General features: G+C 42.2%; 14 protein-coding genes. 9 read left to right on the top strand and 5 right to left on the bottom strand.

Going from position 1 to position 15529, the window contains the following annotated elements; genetic code table 11:
- Nucleotides 1-6 precede the first annotated feature (6 nt).
- The 6 genes from dxs to K7399_RS16290 all read left to right on the top strand — a co-directional run bounded on the left by dxs (nucleotide 7) and on the right by K7399_RS16290 (nucleotide 7571).
- The gene (gene dxs, locus K7399_RS06165; protein WP_028976398.1) at nucleotides 7-1923 is read left to right on the top strand and encodes a 1-deoxy-D-xylulose-5-phosphate synthase; all 1917 of its coding nucleotides are present in this window, start codon (nucleotides 7-9) and stop codon (nucleotides 1921-1923) included.
- Nucleotides 1920-2759 carry a TlyA family RNA methyltransferase gene (locus K7399_RS06160; RefSeq protein WP_028976397.1) on the top strand — a complete coding sequence of 280 codons (840 nt, stop codon included), beginning with the start codon at nucleotides 1920-1922 and terminating at the stop codon, nucleotides 2757-2759. Before dxs ends, K7399_RS06160 begins: the two co-directional genes overlap by 4 nt.
- Before the next feature lie 90 nt (nucleotides 2760-2849).
- Complete coding sequence (recN, locus tag K7399_RS06155; RefSeq protein ID WP_028976396.1) at nucleotides 2850-4550, top strand: DNA repair protein RecN; 1701 nt, start codon at nucleotides 2850-2852, stop codon at nucleotides 4548-4550.
- 132 nt (nucleotides 4551-4682) lie between these two features.
- Nucleotides 4683-5966 (top strand): SpoIVB peptidase, encoded by a 1284-nt coding sequence (gene spoIVB, locus K7399_RS06150; RefSeq protein WP_028976395.1) that lies wholly within the window; start codon nucleotides 4683-4685, stop codon nucleotides 5964-5966.
- A 210-nt stretch (nucleotides 5967-6176) separates the two neighbouring features.
- Complete coding sequence (spo0A, locus tag K7399_RS06145) at nucleotides 6177-6965, top strand: sporulation transcription factor Spo0A (protein WP_172969042.1); 789 nt, start codon at nucleotides 6177-6179, stop codon at nucleotides 6963-6965.
- A gap of 414 nt (nucleotides 6966-7379) precedes the next feature.
- The gene (locus K7399_RS16290) at nucleotides 7380-7571 is read left to right on the top strand and encodes a DUF6241 domain-containing protein (RefSeq protein WP_223362587.1); all 192 of its coding nucleotides are present in this window, start codon (nucleotides 7380-7382) and stop codon (nucleotides 7569-7571) included.
- 229 nt (nucleotides 7572-7800) lie between these two features.
- On the opposite strand, the gene K7399_RS06135 is transcribed toward K7399_RS16290, so the two are convergent.
- Together K7399_RS06135 and K7399_RS06130 are read right to left on the bottom strand one after the other, a co-directional pair.
- Nucleotides 7801-9111: an IS1380 family transposase gene (locus K7399_RS06135; RefSeq protein WP_223362449.1), complete on the bottom strand. Its 1311-nt coding sequence runs from the start codon at nucleotides 9109-9111 to the stop codon at nucleotides 7801-7803.
- Between the two features lie 584 nt (nucleotides 9112-9695).
- Nucleotides 9696-9926: a hypothetical protein gene (locus K7399_RS06130; protein WP_028977720.1), complete on the bottom strand. Its 231-nt coding sequence runs from the start codon at nucleotides 9924-9926 to the stop codon at nucleotides 9696-9698.
- A gap of 585 nt (nucleotides 9927-10511) precedes the next feature.
- On the opposite strand from K7399_RS06130, the gene K7399_RS06125 reads away from it, so the two are divergent.
- Together K7399_RS06125 and K7399_RS06120 are read left to right on the top strand one after the other, a co-directional pair.
- On the top strand, nucleotides 10512-11390 hold the full coding sequence (locus K7399_RS06125; protein ID WP_176557860.1) for a GRP family sugar transporter: 879 nt from the start codon (nucleotides 10512-10514) through the stop codon (nucleotides 11388-11390).
- 203 nt (nucleotides 11391-11593) lie between these two features.
- Entirely contained in the window at nucleotides 11594-11863 is a 270-nt protein-coding gene (locus K7399_RS06120) for a phosphocarrier protein HPr (protein ID WP_028977722.1), read from the top strand.
- Nucleotides 11864-11951: 88 nt separating this feature from the next.
- Here the strand turns inward: K7399_RS06120 and yidC are convergent, their stop codons facing one another.
- The 3 genes from yidC to K7399_RS06105 all read right to left on the bottom strand — a co-directional run bounded on the left by yidC (nucleotide 11952) and on the right by K7399_RS06105 (nucleotide 14218).
- On the bottom strand, nucleotides 11952-12650 hold the full coding sequence (gene yidC, locus K7399_RS06115; RefSeq protein WP_028977723.1) for a membrane protein insertase YidC: 699 nt from the start codon (nucleotides 12648-12650) through the stop codon (nucleotides 11952-11954).
- Nucleotides 12651-13157: 507 nt separating this feature from the next.
- On the bottom strand, nucleotides 13158-13838 hold the full coding sequence (locus tag K7399_RS06110; RefSeq protein ID WP_028977724.1) for an LrgB family protein: 681 nt from the start codon (nucleotides 13836-13838) through the stop codon (nucleotides 13158-13160).
- Entirely contained in the window at nucleotides 13835-14218 is a 384-nt protein-coding gene (locus K7399_RS06105) for a CidA/LrgA family protein (protein ID WP_028977725.1), read from the bottom strand. The genes K7399_RS06110 and K7399_RS06105 overlap by 4 nt, the downstream gene beginning before the upstream one ends.
- A gap of 151 nt (nucleotides 14219-14369) precedes the next feature.
- Here K7399_RS06105 and K7399_RS06100 point away from each other — a divergent pair, with 151 nt between their 5' ends.
- Nucleotides 14370-15272, top strand: a complete 903-nt coding sequence (locus K7399_RS06100; protein WP_028977726.1) for a LysR family transcriptional regulator — start codon at nucleotides 14370-14372, stop codon at nucleotides 15270-15272.
- Nucleotides 15273-15529: the final 257 nt, after the last annotated feature.

Raw genomic sequence — 15529 nt, 5'->3', positions numbered from 1 at the left:
TAAATCATGGATGTATCGACAATAAAGAATCCTAAGTTTCTTAAGAAACTGTCCGTTGATCAAATGACTGAGCTTGCCGATGATATCCGCTCATTTTTAATTCAGAAGCTTTCCAAAACCGGCGGACACCTGGCACCCAATTTGGGTGTTGTTGAATTGACGCTTGCACTGCATAAAATTTTTAATAGCCCGGCGGATAAACTGATCTGGGATGTCGGTCACCAGTCCTATGTGCATAAAATTCTGACCGGACGCGGCGGTCAATTCGACACGCTGAGACAATACAAAGGGCTGTGCGGATTTCCAAAGAGAAGCGAGAGCAAGCACGATGTATGGGAAACCGGACACAGTTCGACGTCACTGTCAGCAGCGCTGGGAATGGCTGTAGCCCGCGATCTCAAGCATGAACACTTTGATGTGGTCGCAGTTATCGGCGATGGGGCGCTGACAGGCGGAATGGCACTTGAAGCATTGAACGATATCGGGCACCAAAACAGAAATATGATTATTGTTTTAAATGATAATGAGATGTCGATTGCGCCGAATGTTGGTGCTCTTCATAATATGCTGAATCGAATTCGTTCGGCAAATAAATATAATCGCGCAAAAGAAGATCTTGAATACTTGATGAAGAAGATTCCTGCATTTGGCGGAAAACTGGCTTCCGTTGCAGAACGATTAAAAGATCGATTAAAATATTTACTCGTCTCCGGTGTGTTTTTCGAAGAACTGGGAATCACTTATCTTGGTCCTGTCGATGGTCATAATCTAAACGCACTGATTGATAATTTAAACTACGCACAGAAGCGGAAGGGACCGGTTCTGATTCATGTGCTGACCCAAAAAGGGAAAGGGTATCGGCCCGCTGAAATGGATGAGATCGGTACATGGCATGGAACCGGCCCCTATAAAATAGAATCCGGTGCCTTTATTAAGCCCGCTGCTGTCGCACCGGCGTACAGCCAAGTGGTCAACGATGAATTGCAGGAACTTGCGCGTCATGATGAACGGATCGTCGTTGTTTCGCCGGCAATGGTTGTCGGTTCAAAGCTCGAAGGTTTTGCCAAGGAGTTCCCAGAGCGCTTGTTTGATGTCGGCATTGCAGAACAGCATGCCGCTACCTTTGCTGCAGGACTTGCAACCCAGAATATGAAACCCGTATTGTCGATCTACTCAACATTTATGCAGCGCGCTTATGATCAATTGGTCCATGATCTGTGCAGACAGAATCTTAATGTGGTTCTTGCAGTCGACCGTGCAGGTCTCGTTGGTGCCGATGGAGAAACACATCAAGGTGTTTTCGATATCGGATTCCTGCGGGCCCTGCCTAACCTTGTCGTGATGATGGGCAAAGATGAAAATGAATTAAGAAATATGGTCTATACAGCCATTCACTATAATAAAGGACCGATTGCCGTTCGCTATCCGCGCGGAAATGGTATTGGTGTCCCAATGAAAGGTAAAGCTGAAGCATTGACCATCGGTTCATGGGAAGTGCTTCGTGACGGAACGGATGCAACGGTGCTCGCCTTTGGACCAATGCTGCAGATTGCAGTTGCTGCCGCAAAGCAGCTTGAATCTGAAGGATTCCGCCTAAGCATTGTTAATGCACGCTTTATTAAACCGATGGATGGGCGAATGCTCGACCAAATTGCGAAACAGCAGACGCCGATTTTAACGGTTGAAGAGGGAATGCTTGCCGGCGGTTTTGGCTCAGGCGTGCTCGAATATTACCACGATCATGGTGTTCATGATTTGGTCATCGAACGCATGGGGATTGAAGATCGCTTCGTAGAACACGGCACCGTAAAGGAACTGTTAAACGAGCTTGGCTTAACGGCTGAGCAAATCGCTCGTCGGGTGAAAAAGATGATCCATGAGCAAGCGCATCGAAATCAGGTTAGAAAGGTTATTACATCATGAGAGATAAAGAAAGGGTCGACGTTCTCCTCGTGAGACAAGGATTATTTGACTCGCGTGAGAAAGCGCAGCGAGCGGTCATGGCGGGAATGGTTTATCATGATGAGCAGCGTGTCGATAAACCAGGGAGCAAGGTTGACCGTGCGCTTAAATTTACGATTAAAGGAAATCCACTGCCTTATGTCGGCAGAGGCGGCTTGAAGCTCGAGAAAGCATTAGATGTCTTTCATCTTAACTTAAATGGTTTGTTAATGCTTGATATCGGTGCGTCAACCGGCGGTTTTACCGACTGTGCATTGCAAAACGGAGCCGCAAAAGTTTATGCACTTGACGTGGGATTCAATCAGCTTGCTTGGAAGCTGCGCAGTGATCCGAGGGTCATTGTCATGGAGAAAACGAATTTTCGCTACTGCAGGCTTGATGATTTTCAAGCAGGGCCTCCTGATTTTGCGTCCATTGATGTTTCGTTCATATCTTTGAAAAAGATTCTGCCGACATTGATTGGCATTTTAAAGGACAAAGGCGAGGTTGTCTGTTTAATTAAGCCTCAATTTGAAGCCGGCCGCGATGAGGTCGGAAAGAAGGGAATCGTTCACGATCCGAAAACTCATTTGGCGGTGATCAATGATATTCTGGAATTTGCACTGGGCTGCGGGTATACGCTGTTAGATCTTGACTTTTCACCAATTACAGGCGGAGATGGAAATATAGAATTTCTTGCCCATTTACGCTCGGAAAAGGATCAGGCTCAGAATTTACTACAAGTCATGCCTGACGATGTTGTTCGCTTGGCACATACTAATTTTAAACAGAAGAAAATAAGGAATAAACCGAAATAAAGGTTTGTTCCTTATTTTTTTATTGACGAATTTAGGGAAACAGTGGAAAATAGAAGGGAACGAATGTTCGAATCGAAGAGGTGTTTCCATGTGCTAACAGAACTTCAAATTATAAATTTTGCAATTATAGACAAACTGAATGTGTCTTTTGAAGACGGACTGACTGTATTTACTGGTGAAACCGGTGCGGGAAAGTCAATCATTATTGATGCCATTGCCTTGCTTGGCGGGGCACGCGGCTCAGCTGATTATGTCCGGCATGGTGCAAAAAAGGCTGAGCTTGAGGCGTTATTTGATATCGAAAATAATGAGCGGGTCATTCAATTGCTTGATCAGTTAGGTTTAGATCACACCGATGACCAGTTAATCCTCAGGCGCGATATCGCACATACTGGGAAAAGTGTCTGTCGTGTCAACGGCAAGCTCGTGACTCAGTCCGTTCTGCAGCAGTTCGGTACGCTTCTGATCGACATTCATGGGCAGCACGAACATCAGCGCCTTCTCGATCCTTCGAAACATCTCGACTTTGTTGATCGATTTGGAGGGTCGACTATTGAAAAGCTGAAGCAGGCTTATACAGAAGAATATCAAAAAGCAACGAAGCTTGCCGCTCAATGCAGCCGCTATAATCAGGACGAAAAAGAAGTAGCACAGCGAGTCGATTTGCTTCACTACCAGATAAAGGATATTGAAGCCGGTCATCTGCAGAAAGATGAAGAGGAACAGCTGCTCGAGGAAAAAAGAAAGCTGTTGAATTATGAAAAAGTATTTCAAACGCTTAAATCCAGCTATGGCGCACTTGATGGTGAACATGCGGCCTTGGATCTGCTTCGTCAAACCGCTTCCGGCCTTGACTCGATTCGCGATCTCGACCCTGAGCTGAATCATTTTTCTGAGTCTGTCTCGAATTGTTTCTATCTGCTTGAAGAGCAAGCCTCATCGATCCGCAATTATTTGGAGCAGATGGAATATAATCCGGAACGGCTGAATGAAATTGAAGCACGCTTAAATGAAATTCAGCTTTTGAAAAGGAAATACGGAAATAATGTGGACGAAATTTTAACTTATTATGTGCAAATAAAAAAAGAACTCGATGACTTGAATTCACGCGACCAAAATTTCGATGCCCTGCATGAAGCATTGAAAGCTGAAATTGGCGTATTGAGAGACTGTGCCGTTCAATTATCCAGAGCGCGAAAACAAACAAGCGGGAAACTGGCGCGTGCCATTAATCATGAGTTTAAAGATCTGTGTATGGAGCATGCTTTGATTGATCTTCACGTGAAGATGAATGGTAATCTTGAGTCATTTTCCGGATTCAGTTCAGAAGGCATTGATCATGTTTCCTTTTATATAACCACCAATCCTGGTGAACCATTCAAACCGCTGGCAAAGGTTGCCTCAGGTGGCGAGCTTTCACGAGTTATGCTTGCAATGAAGACGGTGTTCAGAAAAGTGATTGGTCCGGTAACCATTGTCTTTGATGAGGTGGACACTGGGGTCAGCGGCCAAGCAGCACAAGCCATGGCGGAGAAAATCAGTTCGCTTTCTCAAAACGCGCAAGTATTTTGTATTACCCATCTCCCTCAAGTTGCAGCCATGGCCGACCAGCATATCTCTATTGAAAAATACGTGACTAAAGATGAACGTACCCATACGCATGTCAAAACGTTGGATGACGCTGAAAAAGTACAAGAAATTAGCAGAATGATTTCGGGTCCGTTGATGACTGATCTTGCTCGGGAACACGCAAAAGAACTTATTCAATTGGCGGAAAAAATCAAACAGTAATCACTATTGGTATCGTCACCCTATACTGGAATTAATCCCTGAATCGCTTCACTCATAATTCTCCTCTGCTCAGGCAATTTTAATAAATGCACTGCACGACAAGGTGCGGTTTTGGAGCGAGGAGAGTGAGTTATGAACAAAAAAAATAAGCTGGGAGTCGTGTTTGGTTGGGTTTTACTCGGTTTCCTAATGATCGGATTCGTTACCGGAATAAAGGCAAACCTGTTTGTTTCGCAACTGAGTAAGCATACAGAGATGATACATGCAGAGCGTTTTCAATTACGGGCAGAATTAACAAGTGGTTCGCCAATCGCTATGTTAACCAAGAAGAAAAAGCTCGAAGCGGTCCATAAATGGAAAGAAGCGGAACAAAATGACACAGTCGCTGGTTCTGTTTCACTGCCTGTACTATTGCCTAAAAAAGATCTTCGGCTGATTCCGGGCGGCCAGTCCATTGGCGTTCAGCTTAATACAAAAGGCGTACTGGTTGTCGGCTATCATCTGGTTACGACTTCAAAAGGGGAATCATCGCCAGGTGAGTCCGCCGGCATTCGAGTCGGTGATGTGATTACAAAAATTAATGGACGGCAAATGGGTTCAATTAATGATGTGCGCAAATTTATGACCCATATGAATCAAGAAAAGCCACTTCACGTAACATTGATTCGTCAAAGATCAACGATGGAGAAAAAATTAACGCCGATCCTGGATGTAGCAAATCAGCGTTGCCAACTGGGATTGTTTATTCGAGACTCTGCTTCTGGAATTGGAACGATGACTTTCTACGACCCAATTTCCGGTTCCTACGGAGCGCTGGGACATGTCATTGCCGATCGTGACACCGGCCAGCCTATCATGGTTAAAAACGGACGCATTGTACGATCAATTGTGCAGGCAATTGATCGCGGTCAGGAGGGGAAACCTGGAGAAAAAATAGCCTTTTTTCCAGAAAATGCCCTAAGTATTGGCTCGGTAGCAAAAAATACCCCCTTCGGCATTTATGGAAAGATGCAAAAAAATTATTTGACTCGTTCGGATATGCTTCAAAAAGCCCTGCCAATTGCTACAGCAAGCCAAGTGCAGGAAGGCCCGGCACAAATCTTAACGGTTCTCAATGGCAATAAAGTCGAGGCATTTGATATTCGCATCCTGAATTCAATACCGCAAAAACATGCTGCAACAAAAGGTTTGGTTCTTAAAATTACAGATCCAAAGCTGCTGAAAGCAACCGGAGGAATCGTACAAGGAATGAGCGGAAGTCCGATCATCCAAAACGGCAGGCTGGTTGGAGCGGTCACTCATGTATTTGTTAATGATCCGACCAGCGGATATGGCGTGCATATAGAATGGATGATCAATGAAGCAGGATTACAGGACACGCAGCACTCGTCCTTGCAAAAACAAATAGCAAGCTGATCACAAGTGCAAAATAATTCGACAAGTTCGTGCTGATCCTTGTCGAATAAACGATAATCGAAACGGATTACCTGTTAAAAAGAAGGATTAGGAAGAAAAAAATGGATTGAAGTGAATAAGAATAAAAAGGATACCTTACCCTCTTGTCGAAATCATTAATGTAGAATCATCGACAAGGGGGATTTTGTGTTGCAAACAATAAAGGTCTGCATGACCGACGATAACCAAGAACTGATTATGCTAATTAACGAGTATTTGAAGTCTCAAGATGATATCGAAGTAATCGGTACAGCGAGCAATGGTCAAGATTGCTTAGAAATGCTGAAAAACATGACGCCCGATGTACTTTTATTGGATATTATTATGCCACATCTTGACGGGCTAGGGGTGTTGGAACAAATTCATTCGAACCCAGAACTACCCAAACCCGGAATTATTATGCTGACTGCTTTCGGGCAAGAGGATGTGACGAAAAAAGCTGTAGAACTTGGCGCTTCTTATTTTATTCTAAAGCCTTTTGATATGCCTAACTTAGCGAATCATATTCGTCAGGTCGCCGGGAAAAAAGCGGCAAATCCTGTGTTTACCTCACATACACTGAAGAAGCAGACAACATTGGAAAAAAATCACGACTTAAACGCAAGTATCACTGATATTATTCATGAGATTGGCGTGCCTGCACACATCAAAGGGTATATGTATCTGCGGGAAGCCATCTCGATGGTCTATCATGATATTGAATTGCTCGGTTCGATTACCAAGGTCCTGTATCCGGATATCGCCAAAAAATACAAAACGACGCCCAGCCGCGTCGAACGTGCGATCCGCCATGCGATCGAAGTTGCTTGGAGCAGAGGAAACGTTGAATCCATCTCGCAGCTGTTCGGCTACACAGTATCCATGTCAAAAGCAAAACCAACAAATTCAGAGTTCATCGCCATGGTCGCCGACAAGCTCCGAATCGAGAATCGCGCCGAAGAATCAATGCGGATTTTGTGATATAAAGGGATTTTTAGGGATTGTAAAATAGTGGATGTTGGACGAATAAGCCAGCAAACATGGATTTAAAACCAATAAACTCTTTCAAAAGTGCCGATGAATTTTTTAGTTCATTGGGACTTTTTATTTTGGGCTGAGAGGTCGAATCATGAAAGTAACAAAATTTGAATTCTATTAGAAAATTTTCTTATTTATTGTCAATCGGGATAGATTTGCTGGATCATATCCTTGTTGGTAAGGATGGAGAAACAATATTTTTAAAAAGTAAAAAGTCTGATTTAACAAGATTAATTAAGAAGATTTTCTTAATCAATAGTTAGACGGAAATTGGAAATGATTTCTTTTTGCAAAAAATTCCATTTGATATACAATGTATAAGAAAAGGGGAATGTATTAAGTGGATAAACTGAAAGCATCTTTACTAATCGCAGCAATAAGACCGAGATAACTAAAAAGAGAATTGACTGGTTGCCGTCTGCGGTTTCTATCGACAAAATGATGCTGAAACATAAGAACGTTTACAAAACAATTCTAACGAAGTGGAAGAATAACAACTTAACAAATTTAGATGACGATGCTCCTACAATCAAACACTTACAAAGCTAAAAGATCAGTGTTTAATACATATATTATCCTGAATTATTCACCGCTTGCCGTTTTTTCGGGATTTTGCTCACCAGGATGCAGCCAACCTGATTTCACTTGATTTTTTGAATGGAAAAATGACCTTGAAGATCAATTTCTGAACATTCACGTAAAAGAAGGCCATTTTGAGACAGACTTCCCCCGTTGATCTGATGAACCCGTTTTGAATTTTGAGCTGAGTGTTTTTTTGTTACTCGATGTGAAGTTGTTGAATCCGGTTGAGCACGTTCCAGAAGAATGCCTGATAGACAAAACTGGAAGACAGCTTGAAATAAAGGGATCGTCCTGACCGGACGAGCTTACTGGCCACTTTGACGATCCGCGTTCGGATGGTTTCGATTCGCATGGCCTTCTGTCTTTTTGGGAATGCCATCGTCCGCATCCAGTTCGTTAAATTGTAGGCGAGCAGACTGAGCATCAATCGGACTTCGTTAATTTCGAATTTGTGACTAGACAGTTGATCCAGACTGAATCCGGATTTGGCTTCCTTGATGTAGTTTTCCATCGTCCCTCGTTTCTGATAAGTCTGAAAGACCTGTTTCGGGGAGAAGCATTCAACCAGATTGGTCACGATAAAGGTATGCGTAAAGAAAAGTTCATTGGCCGGGCGAATGGATTGAACGGCAACCCGTCTTGGCTTACCCCAGGACTTCGCCTGATAATCAAATTCTTCATAGTAACACTGAGTTTTACCGGTTGGTGAATCATTCGGGTGAAGTTCTTCGGCCATCCGTTGAAGCACGGCGTTGGTCTTCAGCCGAATCACGTAGTAGACGGATTCTGTTTCGCACGCCTCGTAGAGGTCCGGTGTGGCAAAACCGCTGTCAGCGCGAACGAGCGGCGTGGTTTCTGGAAAGTGCTCGTTGTAGTGTTCGAGAATCGGCCGGACAAAGTCCACAACGCCATGCGATGTATACCGATTTCCAGGACGCAGTTTCGCTTTCAAAAAATCACCCGTTGCCCCATCAAACGCCACCAAGGGATGGAAGCCGATCGTACCGTAATGCGCGTTATAGTCCGAGGATTCTTGCTTTCCATACGTATCAACATGGGTGGAATCCAAGTCAAGGATCAGTGCTGGATTCTTGCGATAGCGGTGAACTTTGTCGAGTAATTTTTGGTTGGCCATGCCAAGCTGATCCAGAGCATTAGGATCAAAGCGATCATAAAAACGGGAGAGTGTCGGCTGTGACGCAAGTGTTGGTGATTCAACAACCTGAGTGAACACGGGATCGTGAATCAATGAATCCGCTGCATCATCTTCAGAATAACCAGCCAGCAGCTGATAGATCTTCTGGCGCAAAAGTTGCTCATTGGAATAATCCGGACTTTTGCGCGAATCGTTCAGCACCAGATGGTGAGTCAGCGTTTTTGAGAAACCGAGTTTTTCATCAAATTCTTTAAAAATCAGATGACCGCTTTCGGAAGAAAGTTCGCCACCGGTAAAATTGATTTTGATCTTCCTGTTGAATTGACACGACTTTTCCTCTACACTGAGCATATGAGGAACCTCCTTGTATGTTTTTGGTTTAGTCACCTATTATCATACAAAGGAATGGTTCCTTTTTCATTAACTTTTTTCACCTAATCGGTGAAAAAACGAAAAGGGTTATCTCCTTGTGGGGAAAGCGTTTTGGCCAGTTAGCAAATTAGGCTATGAATAATTCAGGATTATAAAACATATAATAAAATTTCAATTTTATAATGACCTTTGACAAAATCATTCTTCCTGATATAAAGATTGGGAGAGGATTTGTGTGTACTAAGTATATCTACATCAAGAAAAGAGTACCGGTGATACTTTGTACTGCGGAAAGGGAAATAAGAACTGTTATCGTGGATTAAAGCGCAGATCTAGTGAACATATATTTCTGATTAAGAATGACAGGACAAGATATATCATTTTGAATGAAGCGCCTTGATGATGAAGACGCTGCTTATGAATACGAGGAACTCATCACAGAGATGTTAAAGGTGATCGGACAATGCAAATTCAAAGTTTACAACGGTAGACGATGTGGTCTAGTAACAAAGAAAATATTATCAAAGATATTTAAAAGCCGGTCAATGACCGGCTTTTTTTTCTTATTTATTTGGAATTTGATCAGTAAATGGAATGAATGGGTTTATTTCATTATCAAAGCGCTTAACCCTTAAACGTCCAAAATCCTCAATGACAAGGTAATTTTGATGATTAACTTTGATAATGTCCCCTTTCTGATATTTTGAATGCGCCGCTTGAATTTCCACGGTTGCGCGCACAAACCATGCGGTGGATTGATCGAGATACTGAATAATGTACATTTTGCGAATCATTGATAAAGCCTCCTAATATGATGTGTGAACTGAACGCTACAGTTATCAGTTCGGAGGATTAAATTTCCATTTTAAAGTTGTTGTGAAAATAACAAGCGTTATCGAAATGAGAAAGCTTCTTTTTTTTATATATTTCTCGAAAAATTTTCGCGTAAAACGCAGAGTGAATTGGAGGTCAAGATGGGAAAGACTAATTGGGTAAGTTTGATCAAATAGCCGACGTCTTTAAGGAACCAGATGAGTCTTGGTCGGAAAGCTGGATGATTTTCTAAGGGAATTCTAAAACCGTGACCACATTTTTATGGTTCTGAATGATTGTTGTCTGCACCGTATGTCACGAGTTATATATGACATCATACTGATGATTTTTGTTAAATCGGTGGAATGAAATATATTTTTTATTCAATACTATTTTTGGAAAGCCATTTCGAAAAAATTGCCACGAAAAAGCAATTATATGATATAGTTTATCTTGTCTAAAAAACTGCTAACCGTTTTCATTTTTATGTCATACATAAAGTCAATTGGTGCAAACATAAAAGTAAAAAGTTTGTTTCATGCTTATTTACTGATGATGGTGTAGCTTTGGAAGGTGTTGAAGATTTGACTGGTTTGTTGATTGCACTTATCCCGGCGCTCTTGTGGGGAACACTTCCATTAGTTAGCGCGAAGGTGGGCGGAACGCCGCATCACCAGGTATTTGGGATGACAATCGGTGCGTTTTGTTTTTCAATGATGGTGTTTCTGTTTTTCAGCCCAGAGATCAATGCTGCAATTTTTGTGATCAGTTTGATCTCCGGATTGTGCTGGGCAGTTGGACAGTTCCATCAATTCGCTGCAATGAAGCTGCTTGGCGTTTCGAAGACAATGCCGCTTTCCACCGGGATGCAGCTTGCAGGTGCTGCGTTGTTTGGTATTTTTCTGTTTCATGAATGGAATACGGCTCTGCGAATGGTTCTGGGCATCAGTGCGGTTGTATGTATTATTATTGGTGTATTGTTTACATCAAGAGAGCAGAACGCGAAAGAGTCGAACAATAATTCACTGATTCAGGGAATTTTTCTGCTTATTGTGTCGACACTAGGTTATATGTCTTATCTGGTCATCTTGAGAATTTTCGATATTAATGGCTGGTCGGCGGTGCTTCCCCAGTCTATTGGCATGCTCATCGGTGCTCTTTTATTGTCTGGGAAACAGGTTAAGTCCTTGTATGACCGGCACACATTCTTTAACACCCTTTCCGGGTTGATGTGGGCAGGTGGCAATCTTGCGTTATTGATTGCAACAAAAATGGAAGGTGTCGCGATTAGTTTCTCTATGTCACAAATCGGGACGGTGCTGTCGACGCTTGGCGGAATTTTTATTCTAGGTGAGAAAAAGTCGAAACATCAAATGGTGATGCTTTTCATCGGCTGCGCTTTGATCATTGTTGGCGGAATATTGTTGGGAATGACGAAGAAATAATCCATGTGGATCAAAGACTTTTCATTTTTTTCAATGTTAGGTCATGACATCTGCGGAAATGAATGCTAAAATATAAATAAGCTATTTGAAGGATCTTGTCGTCTCTTAAGATGAAAACGGTTCTTTGAAGATAGAGCAGAGTTCACTCCTGTGAAATTCTGCAGAAACTTAAATTTTATGCAAATGAATGGAGCGAGTAGAAAATGGAAAAAACGTATGTTGTCACTGATGAAACAGGTATCCATGCACGTCCGGCTACTGTGCTTGTAAGCGAAGCAAGCAAATTCGAATCGAACATTAATATCGAATATAACGGCAAGAAAGCAAATTTGAAGAGTATCATGGGTGTCATGGCTCTTGGCATTATGCAAGGTGCTGAATTTAAGGTTGTAACTGAAGGTTCAGACGCTGATGAAGCAGCAGCTGCAATCAGCAATGTAATCTCAGCTCAAGGTATCGGCAAAGAAAACTAATTGTTTGGAATCATAAAAAGCGGTGGATTTGAGATTTCTCAAATCCACCGCTTTTTGTTATGTGATTGATGAAAAGGACAAGTCGCTTTTAGGATTGCTGCACCACTGATGCATTTTTCATCCGCTGATGCAGTAATGCCGAAGTAATGCATGTTTGCACGATTAGAAACACCCCGCCTACAACCCAATATAAAGGTAGAGCAGCAGATGTGGACAGTGAAGCGAATACAATCATAATCGGCGAAATTAATCCGATCCACTGCATTGAATTGTTTGGCGTCTCAGAGCCGGCTGCTGGAATAAGCAGTTTTTGACTGACCTTAAATTGAACAAAATAGACAATGCCGGCAATGATCGTCAGTGTGAGATCTGTATGTCCTAAGCTAAACCACAGGAAGTGATGTGCGGCAATCTCCTTCGAACTGCGGATTGCGTAGTAAAAGCCCATCAAGATTGGCATTTGAATGAGTATAGGCAAGCACCCTACTGCAGACAGAGGGTTGATGCCATGCTTTTTGTAGAGCGCCATCATTTCCATCTGAAGTTTTTGTTTTTCTTCAGGGCTTGCAGCATCGGCCATTCTTTTCTGAATTTGACTCAACTCAGGCTTTAGTTTGTCCATCTTTTGTTTCGTATCAAATTGCCGAACGGACTGTCGAACCATGAGCGGCGCAAGCAAAAAGCGAATCAACAGTGTCAAAATAATAATCGCCATACCGTAATTATGATTAAAAAGCGATGCTGTACCTTGGATCATGATTGTGAAAGGTTCAATGAGCATTTTCATTTCGCGTTTCCTCCTAGCTGTTGGTGTATCGGTTAATGAGCTAAGAGTGAGCAATCACTCTCTGAATCAGTTGACGCAGCATCTCGTCGCATGATTGATCGCACTAAGCAGCTAATCAATTGATGTTGCCACTGAGCACGATTGAGCCGTTCCGGTTTCGCATGGAGGTGTGACCGAACAGTCTGATCGCTAAAATCATTTTTGAACGAAGCATACTGCTGGGCAAATGCCTGCCTGCTTAGGCAAAGGGACAACTCAAAAATGATAAGCAGAGTAGGAAACGTGGGGTCATTTAATAAATAAATACAAAGATCAAGGATTGCGGTCACCTGCCTTTCCGAAGATGCTACGCAAATCATAGCACATTAAGCGGATAAGGAGTACTCACGCTGAGAAATAAGTTCGCTTAGTCAATGCGCTATCGGAATCTCCCCATGACTAAAGGATTGATTGAGACAAAAGGTCCCCGAAGATTTATCGGAGACCTTACTTTCGCTTATAGTAAATTTATAAGAGAATGAGTGGTGTTAATATTGGGGCAAACACCAGAGTGATGATAGCCGCCAATACCATGGCAAGACTTGCTGCTGCACCTTCTTCGCTGCCAAATTCAAGCGCTTTTGATGTGCCCGCTCCATGCGCGCCCATGCCCAATAAAAGTCCTTTGGCTAATTTTTCTTGAATATGCATTGAACGGATAATTGCGGGTCCCAGAATTAAGCCGGTAATACCTGTTACAATAACGAAAATTGCTGTCATTGTCGGCATGCCGCCAATATCGACAGATACAGCCATTGCGATCGGCGTGGTAATCGATCGTGGCAGTAAGCTCAGCAAGTAGCTATCATTTAAATGAACGATGTGGCTGAACACACCTGAGCTGAGGATTGCTATAAATACGCCGGTAGACATGCTGATCGCAATGATTTTTGCGTATTTCTTCATCACCTTGCGAAATTTATACAGGGGGACAGCAAAGCCGACTACCGCAGGCTGTAAAAGATTGCTCAGCCAGCGGCCTCCTTTGTCATAATCCGAATAATCGATATGAACTCCAACCAACATCAGTGAGAGAATGCAGGGTGCGATGAGAAGTGGTGACAATAGAGCGAACCTCATTCTTTTGTACACGCATTTCGATAAAACATAAACGGCAATAGTAAGCAGGATGCAAATAAATGCAATCATTGGCCAATCTCTCCTTTTTTATTTGCCAGCCTGCGTAGTGCAAATTGGGCGACAAGACCAGTAACGGCCATAACTGTAACAGTACTCAATAAAATAACAATTAAAAACTGGGAACCGTGCTGCAAGATCTCTGTTTTGTACTGGATGATTGCAACTGCGGATGGGATAAAAAAGAGCAGCATTTCAGAGGTCAGAAAACTTGCACCCAATTCAACCATTGAAAGCTTTAACACTTTAAAATGGAGGAGTCCCAGGACGATGAACAACCCGAGGATACTTCCTGAAATGGGTAAGTGCAGCTGCTTAACGAGAAAGTTCCCAAGTAATGCAAACAGATACAAGAAAAGAACCTGCGTAATTATTCGCAACGCTTTTGACAAATTAATAACACTTCCTTATTTAATTAACAGTCGTCTATGACGAACATCACAATTAATTATACAAAATACAAATTTGCAGGTACAATAGATTTCGGGAATACATGTATTCCTTTAACTTATAGAGATGATTTGAAGAGCTGGGGGGATGAAGGTGGACATTAAACATCTACACTATTTTATTGAAGTGGCTGTGCGAAAGAGCTTTACCAAGGCAGCACATCATCTGTATGTCACGCAGCCAACAATAAGTAAGATGGTGAGAGACATAGAAGATGAGTTAGGGATGGTATTGCTTGATCGAACGGGAAAAGAAATCGAATTAACGGATGCTGGACGAATTGTTTTTGAACAATCACAGAAAATTGTTCAGTCGTTTGCTCATCTTTCCGATGAACTCGGTAACTTAACGCATGCAAAAAGAGGAAAATTAACCATTGGTTTGCCACCGATGATTGGATTTAAATTTTTTCCTAATATACTTAGCCAATTTCGTAATGAGTATCCAGGTATCGATCTTAATATTGCGGAGTACGGTGCAAAAAAGGTGGCTGATTCGGTTGCTGAAGGATTGTTGGAAGTCGGCGTAACGGTTGGTGAATTCAATGATGAATTGTTTCATTCCTTTGTGTTTTTTGAAGATAAGCTGCGGCTTGTTGCTCATAAGTCGAGCCCGCTTGCGAAAAAGACACATGTGAATTTATTCGATCTTCGAAATGAACATTTCATCTTGTTTCCAGAAGAATTTTCATTACATGGTATGATTATTGCTTGCTGCGAGAAGGCGGGCTATCAACCGCATATTGTTTTTGAGAGTTCTCAATGGGAGTTTATGGTGAAAATGGTTTCTGAGAAATTTGGAGTGGCCTTGCTGCCGGAAAGTATCTTGAAAAAAGCTGAAAAAGAAATAGACGCTATAGTAACGCTTCCGATTGAAAACTCTGAATTGAACTGGCGACTGTCCATGATCTGGGAAAGAAATCATTATCTATCTTACGCGGCAAGGACTTGGGTAGCCAAAACGCGGATGCTGTTGAAAGAATATCATGTGAATTAATAAAACAGTTGACACTATTTGTCCATACTGGTATATTAATAAAGTTGCTCCATTGATGAATGCTTTTTGTTAACGAGTTAATGGTAAAACGACTAGAATTACTTGTGAGTGATTCTAGTGAAAAAAAGTCTTGACACTTTATTGATAGTTTGTTAAACTGTTTAAGTTGTCGTTTTTGGCGACCAAGAATGTTCCTTGAAAACTAAACAAAAGCCAAGCGTGAATAAAGGGTTTTTAAACCCCATAATCAATTCAAT

Origin of the sequence: Sporolactobacillus terrae (genome assembly GCF_019930545.1) — a bacterium.
Lineage (GTDB): Bacteria > Bacillota > Bacilli > Bacillales > Sporolactobacillaceae > Sporolactobacillus > Sporolactobacillus terrae.
Note: the sequence above shows the minus strand (reverse complement) of the source record. Positions and strands in the feature narration are given on the sequence as shown.

Excerpts from the sequence above, each read along its gene's own strand:
- K7399_RS06110 (WP_028977724.1), bottom strand. The coding sequence starts at position 13,838 with ATGATTGCATTTATTTGCATCCTGCTTACTATTGCCGTTTATGTTTTA.
- yidC (WP_028977723.1), bottom strand. The coding sequence starts at position 12,650 with ATGAAAATGCTCATTGAACCTTTCACAATCATGATCCAAGGTACAGCA.
- spoIVB (WP_028976395.1), top strand. The coding sequence starts at position 4,683 with ATGAACAAAAAAAATAAGCTGGGAGTCGTGTTTGGTTGGGTTTTACTC.
- K7399_RS06130 (WP_028977720.1), bottom strand. The coding sequence starts at position 9,926 with ATGATTCGCAAAATGTACATTATTCAGTATCTCGATCAATCCACCGCA.
- spo0A (WP_172969042.1), top strand. The coding sequence starts at position 6,177 with ATGACCGACGATAACCAAGAACTGATTATGCTAATTAACGAGTATTTG.
- K7399_RS06135 (WP_223362449.1), bottom strand. The coding sequence starts at position 9,111 with ATGCTCAGTGTAGAGGAAAAGTCGTGTCAATTCAACAGGAAGATCAAA.
- K7399_RS06160 (WP_028976397.1), top strand. The coding sequence starts at position 1,920 with ATGAGAGATAAAGAAAGGGTCGACGTTCTCCTCGTGAGACAAGGATTA.
- K7399_RS06120 (WP_028977722.1), top strand. The coding sequence starts at position 11,594 with ATGGAAAAAACGTATGTTGTCACTGATGAAACAGGTATCCATGCACGT.
- dxs (WP_028976398.1), top strand. The coding sequence starts at position 7 with ATGGATGTATCGACAATAAAGAATCCTAAGTTTCTTAAGAAACTGTCC.